This is a genomic window from Vreelandella piezotolerans (genome assembly GCF_012427705.1).
Classification (GTDB): Bacteria; Pseudomonadota; Gammaproteobacteria; order Pseudomonadales; family Halomonadaceae; genus Vreelandella; species Vreelandella piezotolerans.
Map to the genome: position 1 here is coordinate 2,864,904 of NZ_CP048602.1, position 17,797 is coordinate 2,882,700.

Consider the following 17,797-nt stretch of genomic DNA (forward strand, 5'->3'; position numbering starts at 1 on the left):
AGCGGCTTAAAGAAAAGGCGATCTAGAGGGAGAGACTAAGAAATGGTGGGCCCAGTAGGACTTGAACCTACGACCAAGGGATTATGAGTCCCCTGCTCTAACCAACTGAGCTATAGGCCCGAAAAGCGTGCATATAATAGCGAATGTGTGGGGGCGAGGCTACCCCTTGGGGCGCTATCTTACGGCGTGAGCAGCACTTTTTCGACGCCTGCTAGCCTCCTGGCGATGGCACTAATTACCGGCGCTGGGGTCTGGTGGTGAATGCTTCTATGGAGAATCGCTTTGAAAGCTTTGATGGCTCTTTTCCCGCTGCTGTTAGCGTTGCCGGTGCAGGCGGATTGGCAGCTTGATCCTGGCCAGTCTCAGGTGCAGGCGTCGATTACCCAACTGGATGGCGAAGCCCCGCAAACCCATCACCATCGGGTGAATAATTTGCAGGGCGATATTGCTGCCGATGGCACGCTGCGCCTGCCGCTGCGCTTGAGCCAAACCGACCTGCTCAAACGCTTTGGGGAGCTGCCGCCGTGGGTGGGCTTGCTGGCGAACACCACGCTGGTGACGCTGGTGGCGCAAATGCCGCCGGAGCGGTTAGACGGCTTGGATATTGGCGAATCGATGGTGGAAACCCTCACCTTCCGGGTGCAAACCGATCTGATTAACCAAGAAGAGGCGGTGCCGCTGCGCTTTACCCGCGAAGGGTTGAACGAGGTGCGCGTGACCCACGCCGAACCCATGGCGCTGGATGGCAATGCGCTGATGGCCAACAGCACGGTACGCACCGTGCTGTCGATGTTGGGCTACCAGCAGATTGATGAGCATGTGCCCGTCACGCTAAATGCGCTGCTGGTAAACCGCTAACGTTTGGCTTAGCTACTGATGAGCGCCTAGTGGCTGAGCGCTTCTACATCGCCTGCCTGGGCGGCCCCGGTTTGTACCCGCCACTGGGCGGCATAATGGCCGTCCGCCGCTAACAGGCTGGCGTGGGTGCCGCGCTCGGCCACTTGGCCTTTCTCGATCACCACAATCTCGTCGGCGTGCACAATGGTGGAAAGCCGGTGGGCAATCATAATCACCGTACGGCCGTGGGCGATGCGTTTTAGCGAGCGCTGAATGGCCGCTTCGGTTTCGTTATCCACCGCACTGGTGGCTTCATCCAGCACCAGAATCGGCGGGTCTTTTAACAGCGCCCGCGCCAGTGAAAGCCGCTGGCGTTGGCCGCCGGAAAGGCGCACGCCCCGCTCGCCCACTGGCGTATCCAGCCCTTGGGGCAGCGTTTCGATAAAGCTCCAGGCTTCGGCGGTTTTGGCGGCGTCGATAATCGCGGCATCGTCGGCATCCGGCTGGCCGTAGGCGATGTTGTCGCGAATGCTGCCTTCAAACAGGTACACATCCTGGCTCACTAGGCCAATCGCTTGACGAAGTGAGTGCATACTGACGTCTGTGATGGGTTGGCCATCTATCAGCACACGGCCACTGGCGGGGTCGTAAAAGCGCAGCAGCAGTTTGATCAGCGTCGACTTACCCGAGCCGGTGGCACCCACCAGCGCCAGCGTGTTGCCAGCGGGTACGTGAAGGTCCACGCCGTTCACACCTACTTGGCTTGCCTCATACTGGAAACTCACCGCCTCGAAACGCACGTCGCCTTTTACCGGGGCAGCCAAAGGCGTGGTGCTGTCATCTTTCACGGTAATCGGTACTTCGAGCAAATCCAGAATCCGTTTGGTGCTAGCCATGGCGCGCTCGAACAGGTCAATCACTTGGGCAAGGCCGGTGAGCGGCCACAGCAGGCGCTGGGTGAGGAATACCAGCACGCCATACGCGCCCACGTTGAGGCTGCCGTTCAGCGCCATCATGCCACCAACAGTAAAGGTGGCGAGAAAGCCCGCCAGAATCGCCATGCGGATGACCGGAATAAACACAGAGCTGACTTTAATCGCGCGGCGGTTGGCGTCTACATAGGCTTCGCTGGCATCCCTCAGCCGCTCGGCTTCCCGCGCTTCGCTGGTGAAGCTTTTAATCGTAGCGATACCGCTGAGGTTGTTGGAGAGACGGCTGGCAAGGTCGCCTACTTTTTCGCGCACGTCGCTGTACAGCGGCCCGGCTTTGCGCTGGAAGAAAAACGCGCCCCAAATGATCAGCGGAATGGGCGTAAATGCCAGCAGCGCGATGAGCGGAGACAGCACGAAGAACACCGCGCCTACGGCCACCACCGTAACCACTACTTGAATCAGCGCGTTGGCACCGCCATCCAGAAAGCGCTCTAGCTGGTTGACGTCATCGTTCATGGTGGCCACCAGCTGGCCGGAGCTTTTCGATTCGAAAAACGCCATATCGAGCCGCTGGGCGTGCTCATAGGTGTCTTGGCGCATATCCGCTTGCAGCCGCTGGGCCAGATTGCGCCAGAGAATTTGGAACAGGTACTCAAACAGCGACTCCCCCGCCCAAATAAAGAAGGTGAGCACCGCCAAAATGGTGATCTGCTCTTGAGGGGACTCAAACCCGACTCGCGCCACAAAGCTGTTTTCCTGGTTCACCACCACATCGATCGCCACGCCAATCAGAATTTCCGGGGCGATATCGAACAGCTTGTTGATAATCGAGCAAATCGTGGCGGTGATAATCTGCCGCCGATAGCCTTTGGCGTAGCGCAGCAGGCGCATTAAAGCGTGAAAGCTTTGATTGACGGACGCTTTGTCAGCGCGGGTCGGGGAAGAAGCCACATCAATTCCTTTTACGTTGTTATCTAGGGTGGTTAACCGTCAACACGTTACGCGGGTTGGCTCGCCCGCCGCACATTGGCAAGCAAAGGGCTGCCGGTATCGGGGTCGAGCAGCAGCGTGCACTCCACCTGATACAGCTCCCGCACCAGTGCAGGCGTCACCACCTCAGCGGGCGCGCCCTGGGCAACAATCTGCCCGTCGCGCATGGCAATCAGGTGGTCGGCGTAACGGCAGGCGCTGGCTAGGTCGTGCAGCACCATCACCACGGTGCGGCCGTGGCAGGCCAGGTCGCGCACCAGCTCGAACACTTCGATTTGGTGGCCTAAGTCTAACGCGGAGGTGGGCTCGTCGAGTAGTAAAAGCGGCGTTTGCTGAGCGATGGTCATGGCGATCCAGGCGCGCTGGCGCTGGCCGCCGGAAAGCGCCTCCAGCGGCCGGTCGGCAAGCGCTTCCAACCCGGCAGCGGCAAGAGCATGGTGCACCACCTGTTGATCTTCCGCCGACCACTGGCGCAGCCAGCCCTGGTGGGGCTGGCGGCCAAAGCGAATCAGCTCGGTCACGGTTAACCCTTCCGGCGCAACCGCCTCTTGGGGCAGTAGCGCTAGCTTAGTAGCCAATTTGCGGGCGGGCATCTGGGCGATGTCGTGGCCGTTGAGCAGCACGGCACCGCTATCGGGTTTGTGCAGGCGGGCAAGCCCAGAGAGCAGCGTGGATTTACCGCAGCCGTTGGGGCCAACAATGGCAGTTACTTGCCCGCTGGGTAGACTAACGCCGAGGTCGTGAATCACTTGGCGCTGGCCGTAGCTCATGCGGAGTGCATCGGTGGACAGCGTGGGTAACGAGATCATGGGCGGCTCCGTTGCGGGCGCATTAGTATCCAAAGTAGCCAGGGGCCACCCACCACGGCGGTGACGATCCCCACGGGAATCTCGATGGGGGCAAACAGCGTGCGGCCCGCTAAATCGGCCAGCACCATCACCAGCGCCCCCGCCAGCGTGGCGGCTAGAATGGGTACATGGCGGGCGCTGGAGAGCGAACGGGCGATTTCAGGGCCAATCAGCGCCACCAAGCCTACCGGCCCCGCCACGGCAACGGCTAGCGCCGTGAGCACCACTGACAGTAACAGCACCTGCAGCCGCCGCGCTTTCACCGCGGTGCCCAGGCCGCTGGCGGTCGCATCTTTAAAGCGCAGCAGCGTGAGCGAGCGGGCCAGCGCCAGCGCGGCCACCAGCCCAAGCGCCAGGCCAATGCCCAGCAGCTGTACCGCGCTTGCAGGGCGAGCATTGAGGGAACCGACGGTCCAGGGGTAGGCGGCGTTGGCGGTATCGATCGCTACCCGCGCCAGCATCAGCTGTGTAACCGCGCCAAAAACCGCGCCCACGCCAATGCCCGCCACGATAAAGCGGTAGCCCTGGGTGCCGCTGCCCGCCGCCAGGCCAAAGGTGAGTACGGCGGCGGTAGTCGCCCCCGCCAGCGCCATGGCGGGCGGGGCGATGCCGACGCCCATGCCGACAATCGAGGCCACCGCAAAGGCAGTGGCACCGTTATCGATGCCGATGATGCCGGGGGTTGCCAAGCGGTTACGGGCCAGGGTCTGCATCAGCACGCCGGCCAGCGCAAAGGCGGCCCCGGTGAAACAGGCAGCAATCAGGCGCGGCAGGCGCAGCTGCTGTACCATGAATGTGGTCATGCTATCGCCCTGCCCTATTAAGGAAGCCACCACCGCATTCGGGGAAAGCGTCACGCTCCCCAGGCTTAAATAGAGCACGCAGGCGGCCAACAGCACGACGCTAAGGCCCATATTTACTGCCACGGCGCGCTTTTCCAGCAGCACGCTCACCCCATAACGGGGCAGCGCGGCGCGCCAGTAGCCCAGCGGAGCAGCCACCGTCTGGGCACTCGCCTCTTCTTGATACGAGGGAGATGTGCGAGGAAGTGCCACGCCGCTCATCGACTGTTTTGCCGTGATTTTCATAGCATCAGATAACCAAAAAAGTGCGTTAGAGCATCGGCAGGCGCTTGGCCCGCACCACCGCGATCAGCACCGGCGCGCCGCATAGCGCGGTGAGCACGCCCAAGGGCAGCTCGGAGGGAGCAACGACGACGCGGGAGATGATATCGGCGGTAAGCACGATCAGCGGGCCAATGGGCAGGCAGAACCAGAGCGTGCGGCGAATATCCGGCCCGGCGATGGCACGGGCCACGAACGGTACCACTAGCCCCACGAAGGCAATCGGCCCGGCAATGGCGGTCGCCGCGCCGACCAGCAGCGCCACACAGCCCACCGCCAGCCAGCGAATCAGCCCAGGGCGGTGCCCTAGGCCGCTTGCGGCTCGCTCCCCTAGCGCCAGTGCGGCCAATGGCCGGGCAATCACGACAACGCCCGCTCCTGCTATCAACAGGCTTGGCAGCACGGCCCATAAATCGTCCAGTCGCCTTCCTGCCAAGCTGCCTACCACCCAAAAGCGAATTTCATCGGCGGCGCGCTGGTCGTAAAGCAGCATCAGGGCGCTGAGCGAACCGAGCAGCCCAGAAAACGCAGCCCCCGCTAACACTAAGCGCACCGGGTCGCTACCAACACCGCGCAGCCGCGCCACGCTGAGCACGCACACACAGCCGATCAGTGCGCCTAGCTGGGCCACGGGGATGCGTAAAGTGGCCGCGCTGGCCCCTAACACCAGCGCCAGGGAAACCGCAAATGCCGCGCCTGCGCTCACGCCCAACAAGCCTGGCTCGGCCAGCGGGTTGCGGGAAACCGCCTGCAGCAGCGCCCCCGCTACGCCCAGCGCCACGCCAACGGCAATGCCAATCAGCGTGCGGGGCGCGCGCAGCTCCCAGACGATAAAACGCGCTTCCGCGTGATCACTACCGCTCAACAGCCCTAACACTTGCCGGGGGCCAACGCTGCCTGCGCCTATCAATAAACTAACGACGCTCACCGCCACAAGGGCGGTGAGCAGAATAAGCATCCAAGCACGTGGCGAACAACGCCAGCCGCTCGCGAGGTGAGCAAAACGATTCACGGCACTCGTCACGGCAGCAGGGCGTTCTCGATATCATCCAGAATCGCCTGGGCCGCCAGCGGGCCGTTGGCACTGCTCCAGAGTTGGCCGTTCACCGGCACCACGCGCTCGTTCTGTACCACGTTCAAGCGATCGAAAGCGGCACTCTGTTTAGCGCTCTCCAGGGCGGCTTGGCCATCGTCGTTCAGCGTGGCCAGGAACAGCCAGTCGCCGTCTACCTGGGAGAGGTTTTCAAGGCTCAACACGTCGCTATGCACACCCCGCTCCCCAATCAGCTCGCCGCCTTGAACGTCCAGGCCAACGCGCTCCAACAGGCCAGTGGCAATCAGCTTTTCCGACATCACCATGGGGCCGCCGGGCATCCAGCGCACCAGATAGGCGTTGTCGCCTACATCGGCGTCAGCCACCGCCTCTGCCATCGCGTCGACCCGCTGATCGACGGCGCTGATCGCTTCGTCAATGGCCTCTTCCTGGTTCAAGGCCTGGCCGAACAGGCGCGCTTCGGCTTCCCAGTTATCGGCTGCCAGCGGCTGTGTGGGGGGCACCACGGTGGGGGCGATTTGCGATAGCAGCTGGTACTGCTCCTCCGGCAGTTGGGCCGCGGCCAGAATCAGATCCGGCTGCTGGGCCAACACGGCTTCGATATTGATTTCCCGCACGACGCCCACGATCTCGGGGTGCGCAAGCTCGTGGGCATTCAGGTAGTCAGTAACGTATTGCGCCACGTTATCACCGCCACGGGTGGTGACGGCCCCTATCGGCGTCACGCCCGCCGCCAGCGCGGCATCCAGCGCGCCTTCATACAGTGTGACGACACGCACCGGGTTATCAGCAACCTCCACGTCGCCATAGGCCGTCTCCAAGGTGCGCGCTTGGGCAGTACCCGCCAGCAAACCGCCCATCAACATTCCCAGTAAACCGCGCTGCAGTAACGTGTGTCGCATATGACTCTCCGGTGAAACGCTATGCCTAAATGATCCTCGCCGCTGATAATAACGATTCTCAAAAACACTTGCACCTATATTCCAACGAATCTCCCGTTGCATGTCATGCAACGCTGGGTGGAACGGCCCATGGCGCTTCTAACTCCATGGGCAAATCAGCGTCTCTCTGCCAGCGATCGTTCCACTACTAGCAACGCATTGTTCGATAAAACCATCTCGCAAGTGGGAACTTTTCTTCTTAGAATCCGCAACTCATTTGATAATCAGTTTCATTAACAAACAAGATTCATATCAGGGGATCGCCATGCCACGCTTTACTCGCACCACCCTCGCGAGCGCCATCGCGCTTAGCGTTACTGCGGTGGCTCATGCCCAAGAAGCCACCCAAAGCAGCACACCGCTCAACAATATGGTGGTCACCGCCGCCGGTTATGAGCAAACGCTGAACAATGCCCCTGCGAGTATTGCCGTGATTACCCGTGAAGAGCTGGAGCAACAACAGTTCTCTAACATCGCCGAGGCGATTGCCGATGTGCCGGGGGTCGATGTGCGCGCCGGGACGGGCAAAACCGGCGGATTGAACATCTCCATCCGCGGCATGCCTAGCGACTACACGCTGATTTTGATCGATGGCCGCCGCCAGAACACCTCAGGTAGCGTCACGCCGAACGGCTTTGGCGAAACCTCCACCAGCTTCATGCCGCCGCTCTCTGCCATCGAGCGTATCGAGGTCATTCGTGGCCCGATGTCGACGCTATATGGCTCGGACGCCATGGGCGGGGTCATCAACATCATTACGCGCCGCATTGGTGACGACTGGGCGGGCTCGGTGAGTGTCGAAAACACCTTCCAGGAAGATCGCGATGCGGGCAACCGCTCGGCCATCAATCTCTACAGTGCCGGGCCGCTGGTGGAGGACACGGTCGGCCTGCAAGTACGTGGCCGCCTGTTCGACCGCGACAGCTCCGAACGCATGATCGAGAACAGCGCTGGTCGCGACCCGCGCCCTTCTGAAGCGCGCATTTACTCCATCGGCGGGCGTTTGAACGTTACCCCGGATGAAGCCAACGAGTTGTGGCTGGATGCAGAGCGCGCTCGTCAGGTGTACTCCAACGACGATAACCGCCTGGGTACCCAGGATGGCACCGACCGTGCCGGTCAGCCTTCGCCGGGCCGGGTCAACGGCTATAGAGACGAGCTGCGCTTCAATCGCGACCAGATCGCCATTGGCCACACCGGCCACTACAGCGCAGGCACCTGGGAAAGCAGCGTAACGCGTAACTTCACCGAAACCCTCGGCCGCACGCTGCCAGCAGGCAGCGCCCCGGATTACGGCTATGAAGCCCAGGGCGGTGAAGATCGCCTGCTGGAAAACCGCGATATTATCGTCGACACCAAATTTGTAGCGCCTTTAGGTGACCACATGGCCACTATTGGCGGCCAGTACATCGATGCCGAGCTGCAGGACGGTACCGCAGGCGATATTACCTTCGAGCAAACCAGCTGGGCGCTGTTTGCCGAAGACGAATGGATGCTGCGCGACGACTTAGCACTAACGCTGGGCGGCCGCTATGAACACCACGATGCCTTCGGCGGCCACTTTAGCCCACGGGGTTACTTGGTGTGGAACACCACGCCCGAATGGACGCTGAAAGGCGGCGTGAGCCGTGGCTACAAAACGCCGAGCCTGAACGACCTGCATAGCGGTATAAACGGTTTTGGCGGCCAGGGCACCACGGTCAACATTGGCTCGCCGGACCTGGAACCCGAGAAGAGCACCAACTACGAAATTGGCGCTATCTACGATAACCAGAGCGGTTTCACGGCGGGTGCCACGGTGTTCTACAACCGGTTCACCGACCGTATCGCCGATGCGGCCGATATTCCTAACTGCCAATTCGTCGACAGCAACGGCAATACGCCCAACGCCGGGCTGGCGAACTGCCTGAGCATTGGCAACTTCACCCAGCAGGAGAGCTTTGGCCAGCTGACCAATATCGACGAAGCCGAAACCCGTGGCGTCGAGCTGAATGCCAGCTACCAGCTAGCGCCGGCATGGCGGGTCAGCGGTGGCTACACCTTCACCGATTCCGAAATCACCTCGGGGGCCAATGAAGGCCAGGTGCTGACCAACACGCCTGATCACAAGCTGACCGCTGATCTCACCTGGGCGATCAACGACCGCTGGAGCACTACGCTGGAAGGTGAGTACTACTCTTCCCGCGAGCGTTTCGTGGGCGAGGTAAGCGGTGAATCCGCCTCGCTGGTAGAGCAGTTGGGCAACAAGCTGGATGGTTACGAGCTGTTCAACCTGCGCAGCTCCTACCGCTTCAGCGACAACGTGCGCCTGACCGGCACCATCTACAACCTGTTCGATAAAGACTTCACCGGCGCGGATACCTTCGTGCACAACGGCGACACGCTGCTGGCTTACCGCTTTACCCAAACCGGCCGTTCCACCGACGGCGTAGCGCTGGATGGCCGCAGCGTCTGGGTCTCTGCCACTTACGACTTCTAACGCTTGAGGTTTCACTTACTGTTTCAATGCTGACTTGCTGCCCCGGCTACGGCCGGGGCTTTTTTATGACGTGCTGTTTGTGACGTGCTGTGCGTGAAGCGCCACTACAGTAGCTTTCCTCTATGGCGATCATTCATGGTTTTAATCTATGTCAACGCATGCGCTTGGGTAGTATGGGCAAGGAACGTGACTTGCGCGCCTACGCCTTGACCACCCTTCACCTAAGTGAGGATACGACCTGTTATGACGGTGCCTATACTTGCCCGCCCGCTTCCATTAGCTCGCTTAGTGCTGCTACTGGCTTTTTCACTCGTTGCTGGCGACGCGCTGGCCCAATCGGCCCCACGGGTGGAACTGGCGAGTGTCCACCGTGAGCCCATTTATCAAGAGCTCAACCTGGTCGGCACGGTGAACTCCCTGGAGGATGCGCTGCTCTCCTCCTCGGTGGCCGGGCTGGTCGCGGCGATTAACGTGACCCCGGGCGACCGAGTCGATGCAGGCGACACGCTAGTGGCGCTGGATGATGATTTGGCACGCTACGAGCTCGCTGGGGCAGAGGCAGCGGCGGAAGAAGCGCGGGCCGCGCTTAGCGAAGCGCAGCGCCTGCTGCGCGAGGCGGAATCGGTCGGGGCGGGACGCAACATCGCCGCCACCGAAGTGAGCGCTCGGCGCAGCGCGGTAAGCGTCGCCAACGCCGCCCTTTCCCGCCTGAACGCCGAACAGTCACGGCTCAACGCGCTGTTGGAGCGCCACATCCTGACGGCACCGTTCAGCGGCGTGGTCAGCGAGCGAAGCGTCAATCTGGGGGAGTGGGTCATACCAGGCGACAGCGTCGCCCGGTTGGTCAACCTAGACGCTCTGCGCGCTGATTTTCAGGTGCCCGAGGCGTTCTATACCGCCTTGGAGGAGAACGCCACACTCACCCTGTCTGCGGGCGAGCAGAGCGCCGACGCCCGCATCGCCACCCTGGTGCCAGTCAGCGCCAGCGGTGCGCGCACGTTCCTGCTACGCGCCGAGGTGCCCGAGGCGCTGCCGCTCTATCCCGGCAATGCGGTTGACGCAGTGGTGAACGCCGCCACCGGCCGCGATGGGCTCACCGTCGCTCGGGATGCGCTGAGTCGCTACCCGGATGGCCGCGTAACGGTGTGGGTCGCCGTGCCTGATGACACCGGCACGTACCAAGTGCGCGAACAGCGGGTCGAGGTCGGCATTAACTTTGCTGAGCGCGTCGAAATCACCAGCGGGCTTTCCGGCAACGAGCAGGTGGTGATACGCGGCAATGAAGCCTTGGTGGAAGGCGTAAACGTCGAAGCCGTCTCGGAGGGTAGCGAATGATGTTTGCTGCCCTGCTGCGCCAGCAAACGCTGGTGACCGTGATTGCGCTGATTTTCCTGCTGCTGGGCATCGCCGCGACGCTGCGCATTCCGGTGCAGATGATTCCGGATATCGAAGCGCGCACCATCACCGTGGAGACGCGCTGGGCGGGCGCGACGCCCCAGGATATCGAAAAAGAGATATTGATCGAGCAGGAGCAGTATCTGCGCAACGTGCCCAACCTCACCCGCATGACGGCGGTGGCGGAAAGCGGCAGCGCCGAGATCGAGCTGGAGTTTCCATTTAGCGTGGACATGACCGCCGCGCTGATTCAAGTGAACAACGCGTTGAGCCAAGTCTCCTCCTACCCCAATAACGTCGACCAGCCCCGGGTGGTGTCGGCGGCGTTCTCCACCGATGCGTTTTTGCGTTTTCACGTTGGTACCCTGCCCGGCAACCCCAAGGCGCTGGATATCCAGCTGATGAGCGACTTCATCGAAGACCGCGTGCGCCCGCGTTTAGAGAGCATCGAAGGGGTCTCGGAAGTCGGTGTGAACGGTGGCGCCCAGCGCCAGCTACAAGTGTTGGTCGACCCCGCCGCCCTGGCCCAGCGCGGCGTCTCGCTGCTGGAGCTACGCGAGGCGATCACCCAGCGCAATCGGGATATCTCTGGCGGCGAGCTGGACGCGGGCAAGCGGCGTTACCTGGTGCGCACGCTGGGCCGGTTCGATAGCGCCGAGGCCCTGGCGCAGCTGGTGGTGACGCGTGAGGGAGACAGTATCGTGCGGCTGGCCGACGTGGCGGAGGTTCGCCAAGGGCAGTCGCGGCTCAACCAGCTGTCGTTCTTCAATGGCGAGGCGGGGATCGGGATGGACCTGCGCCGGGAGAGCGGCGCCAATGTCATCGACATCAAATACGCAGTACAAGAAGAACTGGCAGCGATCAACGAGACCGTGCTCCGCCCAGCCGGTATGCAGATCGTCCTCACCGCCGATGACGTGCGCTACGTAGAAGCCTCGGTGAGCAATGTATGGAGCAACTTGCTGCTCGGGGCCGCCTTCGCGACCCTGGTATTGTACCTGTTCTTGCGCTCAGCCCGCGCCACCTTCATCGGCGTAATTGGCATTCCGTTCTGCACCATTGCAGCCTTCGTCGGCCTGATGCTGACCGGCCGCACCATCAACGTGATCTCCATGGCGGGCATTGCCTTTGCCATCGGCATGAGCGTGGATAACAGCATCGTGGTGCTGGAGAACATCGAGCGCTACCGCCGCCAGGGACTGGACCGCATCGAATCGGCGTTGCGCGGCGTGCAGGAAGTGTGGCCCGCCACGCTCGCCTCCACCGCCACCACCATTCTGGTGTTCTTACCCATTCTGTTCATCGAAGAAGAAGCCGGGCAGCTCTACTCCGATGTGGCCATTGCGGTATCGGCGGCGATTTTTGCCTCCATGCTGGTGGCGGTCACCTTGGTGCCTTCGCTCTGCTCTCGTTTCAATTTTTCGATGCATCACGACTCTAAACTCGACGGCGCTCGAGCGTCCGGCGACGAGCGACCTTCACGGCTGGGCGCACTACTTGAGCGGCTGATGGCGACCCCGCTGCGCCGCGGGGTGACCCTGGTGCTGACGCTGCTGATGAGTGGCTGGACGATACTCGTTCTGACACCACCCGCCGAGTACCTGCCCGAAGGGGAAGAGCCCAAAACCTTTGCCCGCATGAGCCCGCCTCCTGGCTACAGCCTGCAGGAGATGGCTGGTATTGCCGAACAGATCGAAGCGTACTTTCTGCCCCATGTGCAGGCGGAGCCGGATGCCTTCTTAGCGGGCGACACCGAGGTGCCGCCGCTGGCCTACATGAACATGCGCGTGGCGCCCACACAGCTGTTCATCGTCGCAGAAGCCGCCGACCCATCACATATCGAAGCGTTGATGGAAGCGCTCACGAACTACTACGAGCGCTTCCCCGGCATGCGCGCCTTTGCCTCGAAAGGCTCGATTATTTCCAGCAACGATGGCGGCACGCGCAGCATCAACCTGGATGTGGCGGGCCCGGACTTAGCCACGGTGTACGGCGCGGCCAATACGCTCTACCGGGAAGCCCAAACACAGTTTGGCAATCCGCGTATTCAAAGCCAGCCTTCGTCGCTGTCGCTCGACCAGCCCTTGATTCAAATCCGCCCCGACTGGGCCAGGGTCGCGGAGCTGGGGATTTCTGCCGAGGCGGTGGGGTTTTCGGTCTCTGCTCTGGGGGAAGGGGCGTATGTGGATGACTTCTTTTTAGACGATGAGAAGATCGATATTTACCTCTATGGCCCTCAGGCGTCGCTGCCGTTAGACCAACTGCCAAACCTGCCGCTGCATACTCCCGATGGTTATACGCTGCCGCTATCAGCGGTGGCGCGTATCGATGAAACTATGGATACCAGCGTGATTCGCCGGGTGGACAGTAGCCGCACGGTGACGCTGAACGTGATCCCCCCAGACAGCGTTGCATTAGAGGTCGGCGTCGCGCAGGCCGAGGCGATGCTAGAGCGGCTGCGCCAAGAGGGCGTATTGCCGTCGTCGGTGGATGTGTCGATTTCCGGCGCCAGCGACCAGCTAAACGCCACCCGTGAGGCGCTCACCGGCAACTTCCTGATCGCTATCGTGATCGTTTACCTTCTCCTGGTGGCGATCTTCTCCCACTGGGGTTATCCGCTGCTGATTCTGACGTCGGTACCGCTGGGCGTGGTGGGCGGCATCATGGGGCTGGCCGCCATGAACGGCGTGGGCAGCCTACTGCCATTGATCGGCGTAGCACCGCTCAGCCAGCCCTTCGATATGATTACCATGCTGGGCTTTTTGATTCTGATGGGCACGGTGGTCAACAACCCGATTTTGGTGGTCGACCAAGCCAGACGGCGCTTGCATGACAAAACGCTCAGCGTTCAGGAAGCGGTGTCTCAGGCGGTACAGACCCGACTGCGTCCCATCGCCATCACCACGCTGACCACCCTGTGCGGGCTGTCGCCGCTGGTCTTTCTACCCGGCGAGGGCACCGAGCTGTACCGCGGCGTGGGGGCCATCGTGCTGTTTGGCCTGTTAGGCACGGCCATCGTCACAGTGACGTTCCTCCCTGCGTTGATGATCAGCGTGCTCAATATCACCGAGCGCCGCTCTGCTCGCTCGCAGGCATGAAAAAACGCGGCCACTTGGCGGTGGCCGCGTCGATTGACGACTTGCAGGATGATGAATGACTTTCGCGTTATTTAGAAAGCGACGTTCAGGCCCAACCATACCCGGCGGCCGTCATCCACGTAACCATACTCGTCGTAGGTGATGCGCTCGTCGAACAGGTTGTAGATTCCGGCATTCACCGTGGTGCTATCGTTGAGCTGATAGCCGATACCGGCATCCACGAAGGTGTAAGACGGCGCGATGATGGCGCTTTGCGAGGGCCCGGTGGTGGGCTGGCTCTCTTCTCCCCGGTAGGTCACTTTGGTCCACTGGCTGAGCCGTGCGCTCACGTCCCAATCCAGCGAGGCCGACACCTGATGGCGGGGCAGCTGGGTCAGCGGCTCGCCGGCGTACTCACCGCTTTTCTGTTCGGAATCGGTGAACGTGTAGCTGGCGGTCAGCGCCAGCGTATCGCTCAACGGTGCGCTCAGGCTGGCCTCGACCCCTTGGGTCACCGCGTCATCGATATTGACGCGATACGTCGGGTCGCTGCCAAACTGATTCGCGCCATCATTACAAATATCAATCGGGCAGGCGATACGGGTAATTTTGTCTTCGAAGTCGTTGTGGAACAGCGTCAGGCTGCCGTTCAGGCCTGCGACGTTACCGTAAAGCAGCGCGATCTCTTTGTTGAGCGAGGTTTCCGGCTCGAGATCCGGGTTGCCATAAATATTACCGCCGCGGCTGACCTGCCCCCAATCCGGGGTGATTTCCCGCAGGTTGGGCGAGCGGTAGCCGGTAGACACGCCGCCTTTCAGGGTCCATTCCGGCGTCATGTTCCATACGCTATAAAGACGCGGGCTCAGGTGGCTGCCGTAGTTGTCGTCATCGTCCAAGCGCAGCCCGCCGGTCAGTGCCCAAGCGTCGGTCAGCATCCACTCATCTTCCACGAACAGCGCCCACTGGCTGTTTTCGATGGTCTGCCGGTCGGAGATTTGGTTGGTCGAGCTATCGTCCAGCGACTCCTCCTCCCAGCTCGCGCCGACGGTCACCATGTGCATACCCAGAGGAATCAGCGCGCTGGTTTTCGCGGTGGTGTTGGTAATCTCGATATCCCGAGACTGGTTTTCGCTGCGCTCGCGCTGTACGAAGGTCTCGCTGGTGCCCCAATCGAAGCGGCCGCTATGGGTCACGGCCACGTGGGTGTTGGTGTATTCGCCAATGCTGTCGGTGCAGCCACCGCGGCAGCCGTCCACCGGCCCGGAGCGCCCCATCAACGAGCGGCGATCCTGCTCGGTAATGCCCGCTTCGGCGGTAAAGTCGTGGTTATCGCTAGCGGCCAGGTTCAGTCGTGCGGTGAGGCTCTGCAAGCTTTTCTCTTCGTAGCCGTACTCGATGTCGTCTTCGTCGCGCTCGGAGGTGCGGCCATAGAGCTGTAACCCTAAGCGCTCACCCACCAGCGGCCCGCTGAGATAAAAGTTCGCTTGGCGGCTATCGCCAGAGGCGCTGTCTTCCTGCAGTACGGTGTCGAGCTGGATGTTGCCGTGCCAGGTATCCGCCACTTTGCGGGTAATCACGTTGATCACCCCGCCGATGGCATCGGAGCCGTACAGGGTCGACATCGGCCCGCGCACCACCTCGATGCGCTCGATGGCCTGCAGCGGTGGCAGCCAGTCCTGCTCGAAGCCCGCATCGCCGTTGGGGCGCGATTCGCGTGAGTTGATCGGGCGACCATCTACCAGAATGAGCGTGTACTGCGACGGCATACCGCGAATGGAAATATCGTTGCCGTTATCGCCACGTCCACCGCCGGTGACCACCACGCCCGGCACGTCGCGCAGGGCATCGGTGACGTTTTGATAGTAACCCCGCTCCAGCTCTTCACGGGAGATCACGCTGATCGAGGCGGGGGCGCTGCTGATTTGCTGCTCGAAGCCGGAGGCCGTCACCACGATATCGTTGAGCTGGGGCGTTTCTTGTGCAACGGCGGTCGTGCAGGCAACAGAGGCGACAGCGCTGGCCAGCAGCGAACGGCGCAAACGAGAAGACATAGTGGGTTCCTTGAGATGAAAGAGCACTTTTTACAAATACGAATTATTAGCATTTATATTTTTACATACTCTTTGCACAAAGGGGCGGGACGGTGCGTTCAATCAAACGGAACACAAATGGCAATTATTTTCATTCAGCCAATTCGGTGGCACAATAGCGTGACTCCGTTCCGCCAGTGGTCCCGACTATGTACGATTTCGACGAACTTGCCGCTTTTGCCGATGTGATGACCACCGGCAGCCTGACGCGCAGCGCACAGAAGCTCGGGCTGGCAAAATCGACGTTGAGCCGCCGAATTAGCCAGCTAGAAGCGCGGCTGAACCAGCCGCTGCTGCGTCGCCAGGCGAACCGTTTGATTCCCACCGAAGCGGGCCTGCTGTTTCATCAGTACTGCACCGAGCTGCTGGCCATGGCCGCCCACAGCCAGGAGGCGCTGGCGGAGCTACGCGAGGAGATCAGTGGGAAAGTGACGCTGGAAGTCCATGGCGCGCTGGCACGGGGCTGGATGGCAGGCGTCGTAGATGCGTTTCTGACCCGCTACCCCAAGGTCGAGCTGACCCTGCATACTCGGGAAACGCCGCCCACCAAGATGCACAGCAACAGCGTGCACATTTGGCTAGGCGCCACCCATGAGTGCGGGCTGAATCAAGAGCGCTTGGGCCACCTCACCCGCGGCCTCTACGCCAACCCACACTATCTGGCCCACGCGGGAACACCGCAACACCCCCAAGAGCTGGATGCGCATGCCTGGATCGACTTGTTGGATACCGCATCGAGCGGTCTTATGCTGCATCACCCCGAACACGCCGACTACCTGTTCAACGCGCCCCGCTCGCGGCTCCGGGTAGATCTCACGGCGCTGCACATCGATGCCATTGCTTATGGCCAAGGGATCGGCCTGCTGCCCCACTGGGTGGTCGAGAAACGCGAGCGCCACCACCCTGGGGATCTGGTCAACTGCCTGCCCGGCTGGGAGCCCGCCCCCTTACCCGTGACGCTGCTGTATGCCTATGGGCATCACTCCCGCCGGGTCAACGCGCTGCTGGACTTTCTGCGTGACCAGGTGCCTAACGAGTGGCAAACCCACGCAAACGCCGTTTACGCCTATTAGTAATTCGCCTTGCCAGTTAGCCGCCTAATTACCCACAATAGGCGGCCGATGATCGTCAAGGAACGTTAATGCTCGCTGAACTCTTCGCCGTCATGGCCCCCGTGTTGGCCGGTGCCGGACTGGGCTTTTTATGGGTTCGCCTTGGCCAACCCTACCCCGTCGACTTTGTGACACGCCTCGTTTTCAATATTGGGACGCCCGCGCTAGTGCTGGCGTCGCTGTCGGGGGCAACGATCGATGCCAGCACGTTCGGCCAAGTCATGCTGGCTGCCGCCCTAGTGATCGTCGGCATGGGGGCCGCTAGTTTTGCCGTTGCCAAGGTGCTGCGGCGAGACTGGCGAGTGCTCATCGCGCCGATGATGTACCCCAACACGGGCAATATGGGGCTGCCGGTGGTGCTGTACGCCTTTGGGAGCGCGGGCTTTGCTTACGGCATTACGGTCATGGTGACGGTCTCGCTGTTTCAATTCACCTTGGGGGCGGTGCTCAGTAGCCAGGGCAACCCGGTTAAAACTCTGCTCAAAACCCCGACGGTGTATGCCATCGTCATCTCCATGGCGCTGCTGCTGACCGAGACCCCGCTGCCGCTGTGGATGGCCAATACGGTCGATCTCATGTCGGGCTTTACCGTGCCCCTCATGCTCATCACGCTTGGCGTATCGCTCGCCAGCATTCAGGTGAAAAGCCTGCGCTCTGGGGTTGGCTTCAGCCTCATCCGCATTCCCCTGGCCGCGGCGGCCGCGTGGTTCATCGCTGGCTGGCTAGGCCTGCCGCCGCTGGCGCAGAACATTCTGGTGGTACAGATGTGCATGCCAGTGGCGGTCTTCAACTACCTATTTGCCCAACGCGCCCAACGCGAACCGGCCTATGTGGCCAGCCTCGTGTTCTGCTCGACCTTGATGGCACTGTTCTATTTACCGGCCTTGCTGGCGCTACTGATGTAGCGCTGGGGAACCC

12 protein-coding genes and 1 tRNA gene are annotated in these 17,797 nt (G+C 61.5%); 6 read left to right on the top strand and 7 right to left on the bottom strand.

Translation table 11 applies throughout. The features are described 5' to 3' along the window. Positions 1-43: 43 nt before the first annotated feature. A tRNA-Ile gene (locus GYM47_RS13130) sits at positions 44-120 on the bottom strand. Positions 121-282: 162 nt separating this feature from the next. On the opposite strand from GYM47_RS13130, the gene GYM47_RS13135 reads away from it, so the two are divergent. After that, positions 283-858, top strand: coding sequence for a hypothetical protein (locus GYM47_RS13135; protein ID WP_153842623.1), 576 nt, complete (start codon positions 283-285; stop codon positions 856-858). A 26-nt stretch (positions 859-884) separates the two neighbouring features. On the opposite strand, the gene GYM47_RS13140 is transcribed toward GYM47_RS13135, so the two are convergent. The 5 genes from GYM47_RS13140 to GYM47_RS13160 all read right to left on the bottom strand — a co-directional run bounded on the left by GYM47_RS13140 (position 885) and on the right by GYM47_RS13160 (position 6,687). Beyond that, a complete protein-coding gene (locus GYM47_RS13140) occupies positions 885-2,660 on the bottom strand; it encodes an ABC transporter ATP-binding protein (protein ID WP_153842720.1) in 1,776 nt (591 codons plus the stop codon). Positions 2,661-2,767: 107 nt separating this feature from the next. Next, positions 2,768-3,568, bottom strand: coding sequence for an ABC transporter ATP-binding protein (locus GYM47_RS13145; protein WP_153842622.1), 801 nt, complete (start codon positions 3,566-3,568; stop codon positions 2,768-2,770). After that, positions 3,565-4,695 (bottom strand): FecCD family ABC transporter permease, encoded by a 1,131-nt coding sequence (locus tag GYM47_RS13150; protein WP_153842621.1) that lies wholly within the window; start codon positions 4,693-4,695, stop codon positions 3,565-3,567. Before GYM47_RS13150 ends, GYM47_RS13145 begins: the two co-directional genes overlap by 4 nt. A gap of 25 nt (positions 4,696-4,720) precedes the next feature. Beyond that, positions 4,721-5,689: a FecCD family ABC transporter permease gene (locus tag GYM47_RS13155; RefSeq protein WP_153842620.1), complete on the bottom strand. Its 969-nt coding sequence runs from the start codon at positions 5,687-5,689 to the stop codon at positions 4,721-4,723. A gap of 62 nt (positions 5,690-5,751) precedes the next feature. After that, on the bottom strand, positions 5,752-6,687 hold the full coding sequence (locus GYM47_RS13160; RefSeq protein ID WP_153842619.1) for an ABC transporter substrate-binding protein: 936 nt from the start codon (positions 6,685-6,687) through the stop codon (positions 5,752-5,754). Positions 6,688-6,991: 304 nt separating this feature from the next. On the opposite strand from GYM47_RS13160, the gene GYM47_RS13165 reads away from it, so the two are divergent. The 3 genes from GYM47_RS13165 (at position 6,992) to GYM47_RS13175 (ending at position 13,698) form a co-directional block, all read left to right on the top strand. After that, complete coding sequence (locus tag GYM47_RS13165) at positions 6,992-9,205, top strand: TonB-dependent receptor domain-containing protein (RefSeq protein ID WP_153842618.1); 2,214 nt, start codon at positions 6,992-6,994, stop codon at positions 9,203-9,205. Between the two features lie 243 nt (positions 9,206-9,448). Continuing rightward, the gene (locus tag GYM47_RS13170) at positions 9,449-10,540 is read left to right on the top strand and encodes an efflux RND transporter periplasmic adaptor subunit (protein WP_153842617.1); all 1,092 of its coding nucleotides are present in this window, start codon (positions 9,449-9,451) and stop codon (positions 10,538-10,540) included. Continuing rightward, positions 10,537-13,698, top strand: a complete 3,162-nt coding sequence (locus GYM47_RS13175) for an efflux RND transporter permease subunit (protein WP_331250789.1) — start codon at positions 10,537-10,539, stop codon at positions 13,696-13,698. The genes GYM47_RS13170 and GYM47_RS13175 overlap by 4 nt, the downstream gene beginning before the upstream one ends. 71 nt (positions 13,699-13,769) lie before the next feature. On the opposite strand, the gene GYM47_RS13180 is transcribed toward GYM47_RS13175, so the two are convergent. Beyond that, positions 13,770-15,728: a ligand-gated channel protein gene (locus tag GYM47_RS13180; RefSeq protein WP_153842616.1), complete on the bottom strand. Its 1,959-nt coding sequence runs from the start codon at positions 15,726-15,728 to the stop codon at positions 13,770-13,772. A 188-nt stretch (positions 15,729-15,916) separates the two neighbouring features. Here GYM47_RS13180 and GYM47_RS13185 point away from each other — a divergent pair, with 188 nt between their 5' ends. After that, entirely contained in the window at positions 15,917-16,840 is a 924-nt protein-coding gene (locus GYM47_RS13185; protein WP_153842615.1) for a LysR family transcriptional regulator, read from the top strand. A 68-nt stretch (positions 16,841-16,908) separates the two neighbouring features. Beyond that, the gene (locus tag GYM47_RS13190) at positions 16,909-17,784 is read left to right on the top strand and encodes an AEC family transporter (protein WP_153842614.1); all 876 of its coding nucleotides are present in this window, start codon (positions 16,909-16,911) and stop codon (positions 17,782-17,784) included. Positions 17,785-17,797: the final 13 nt, after the last annotated feature.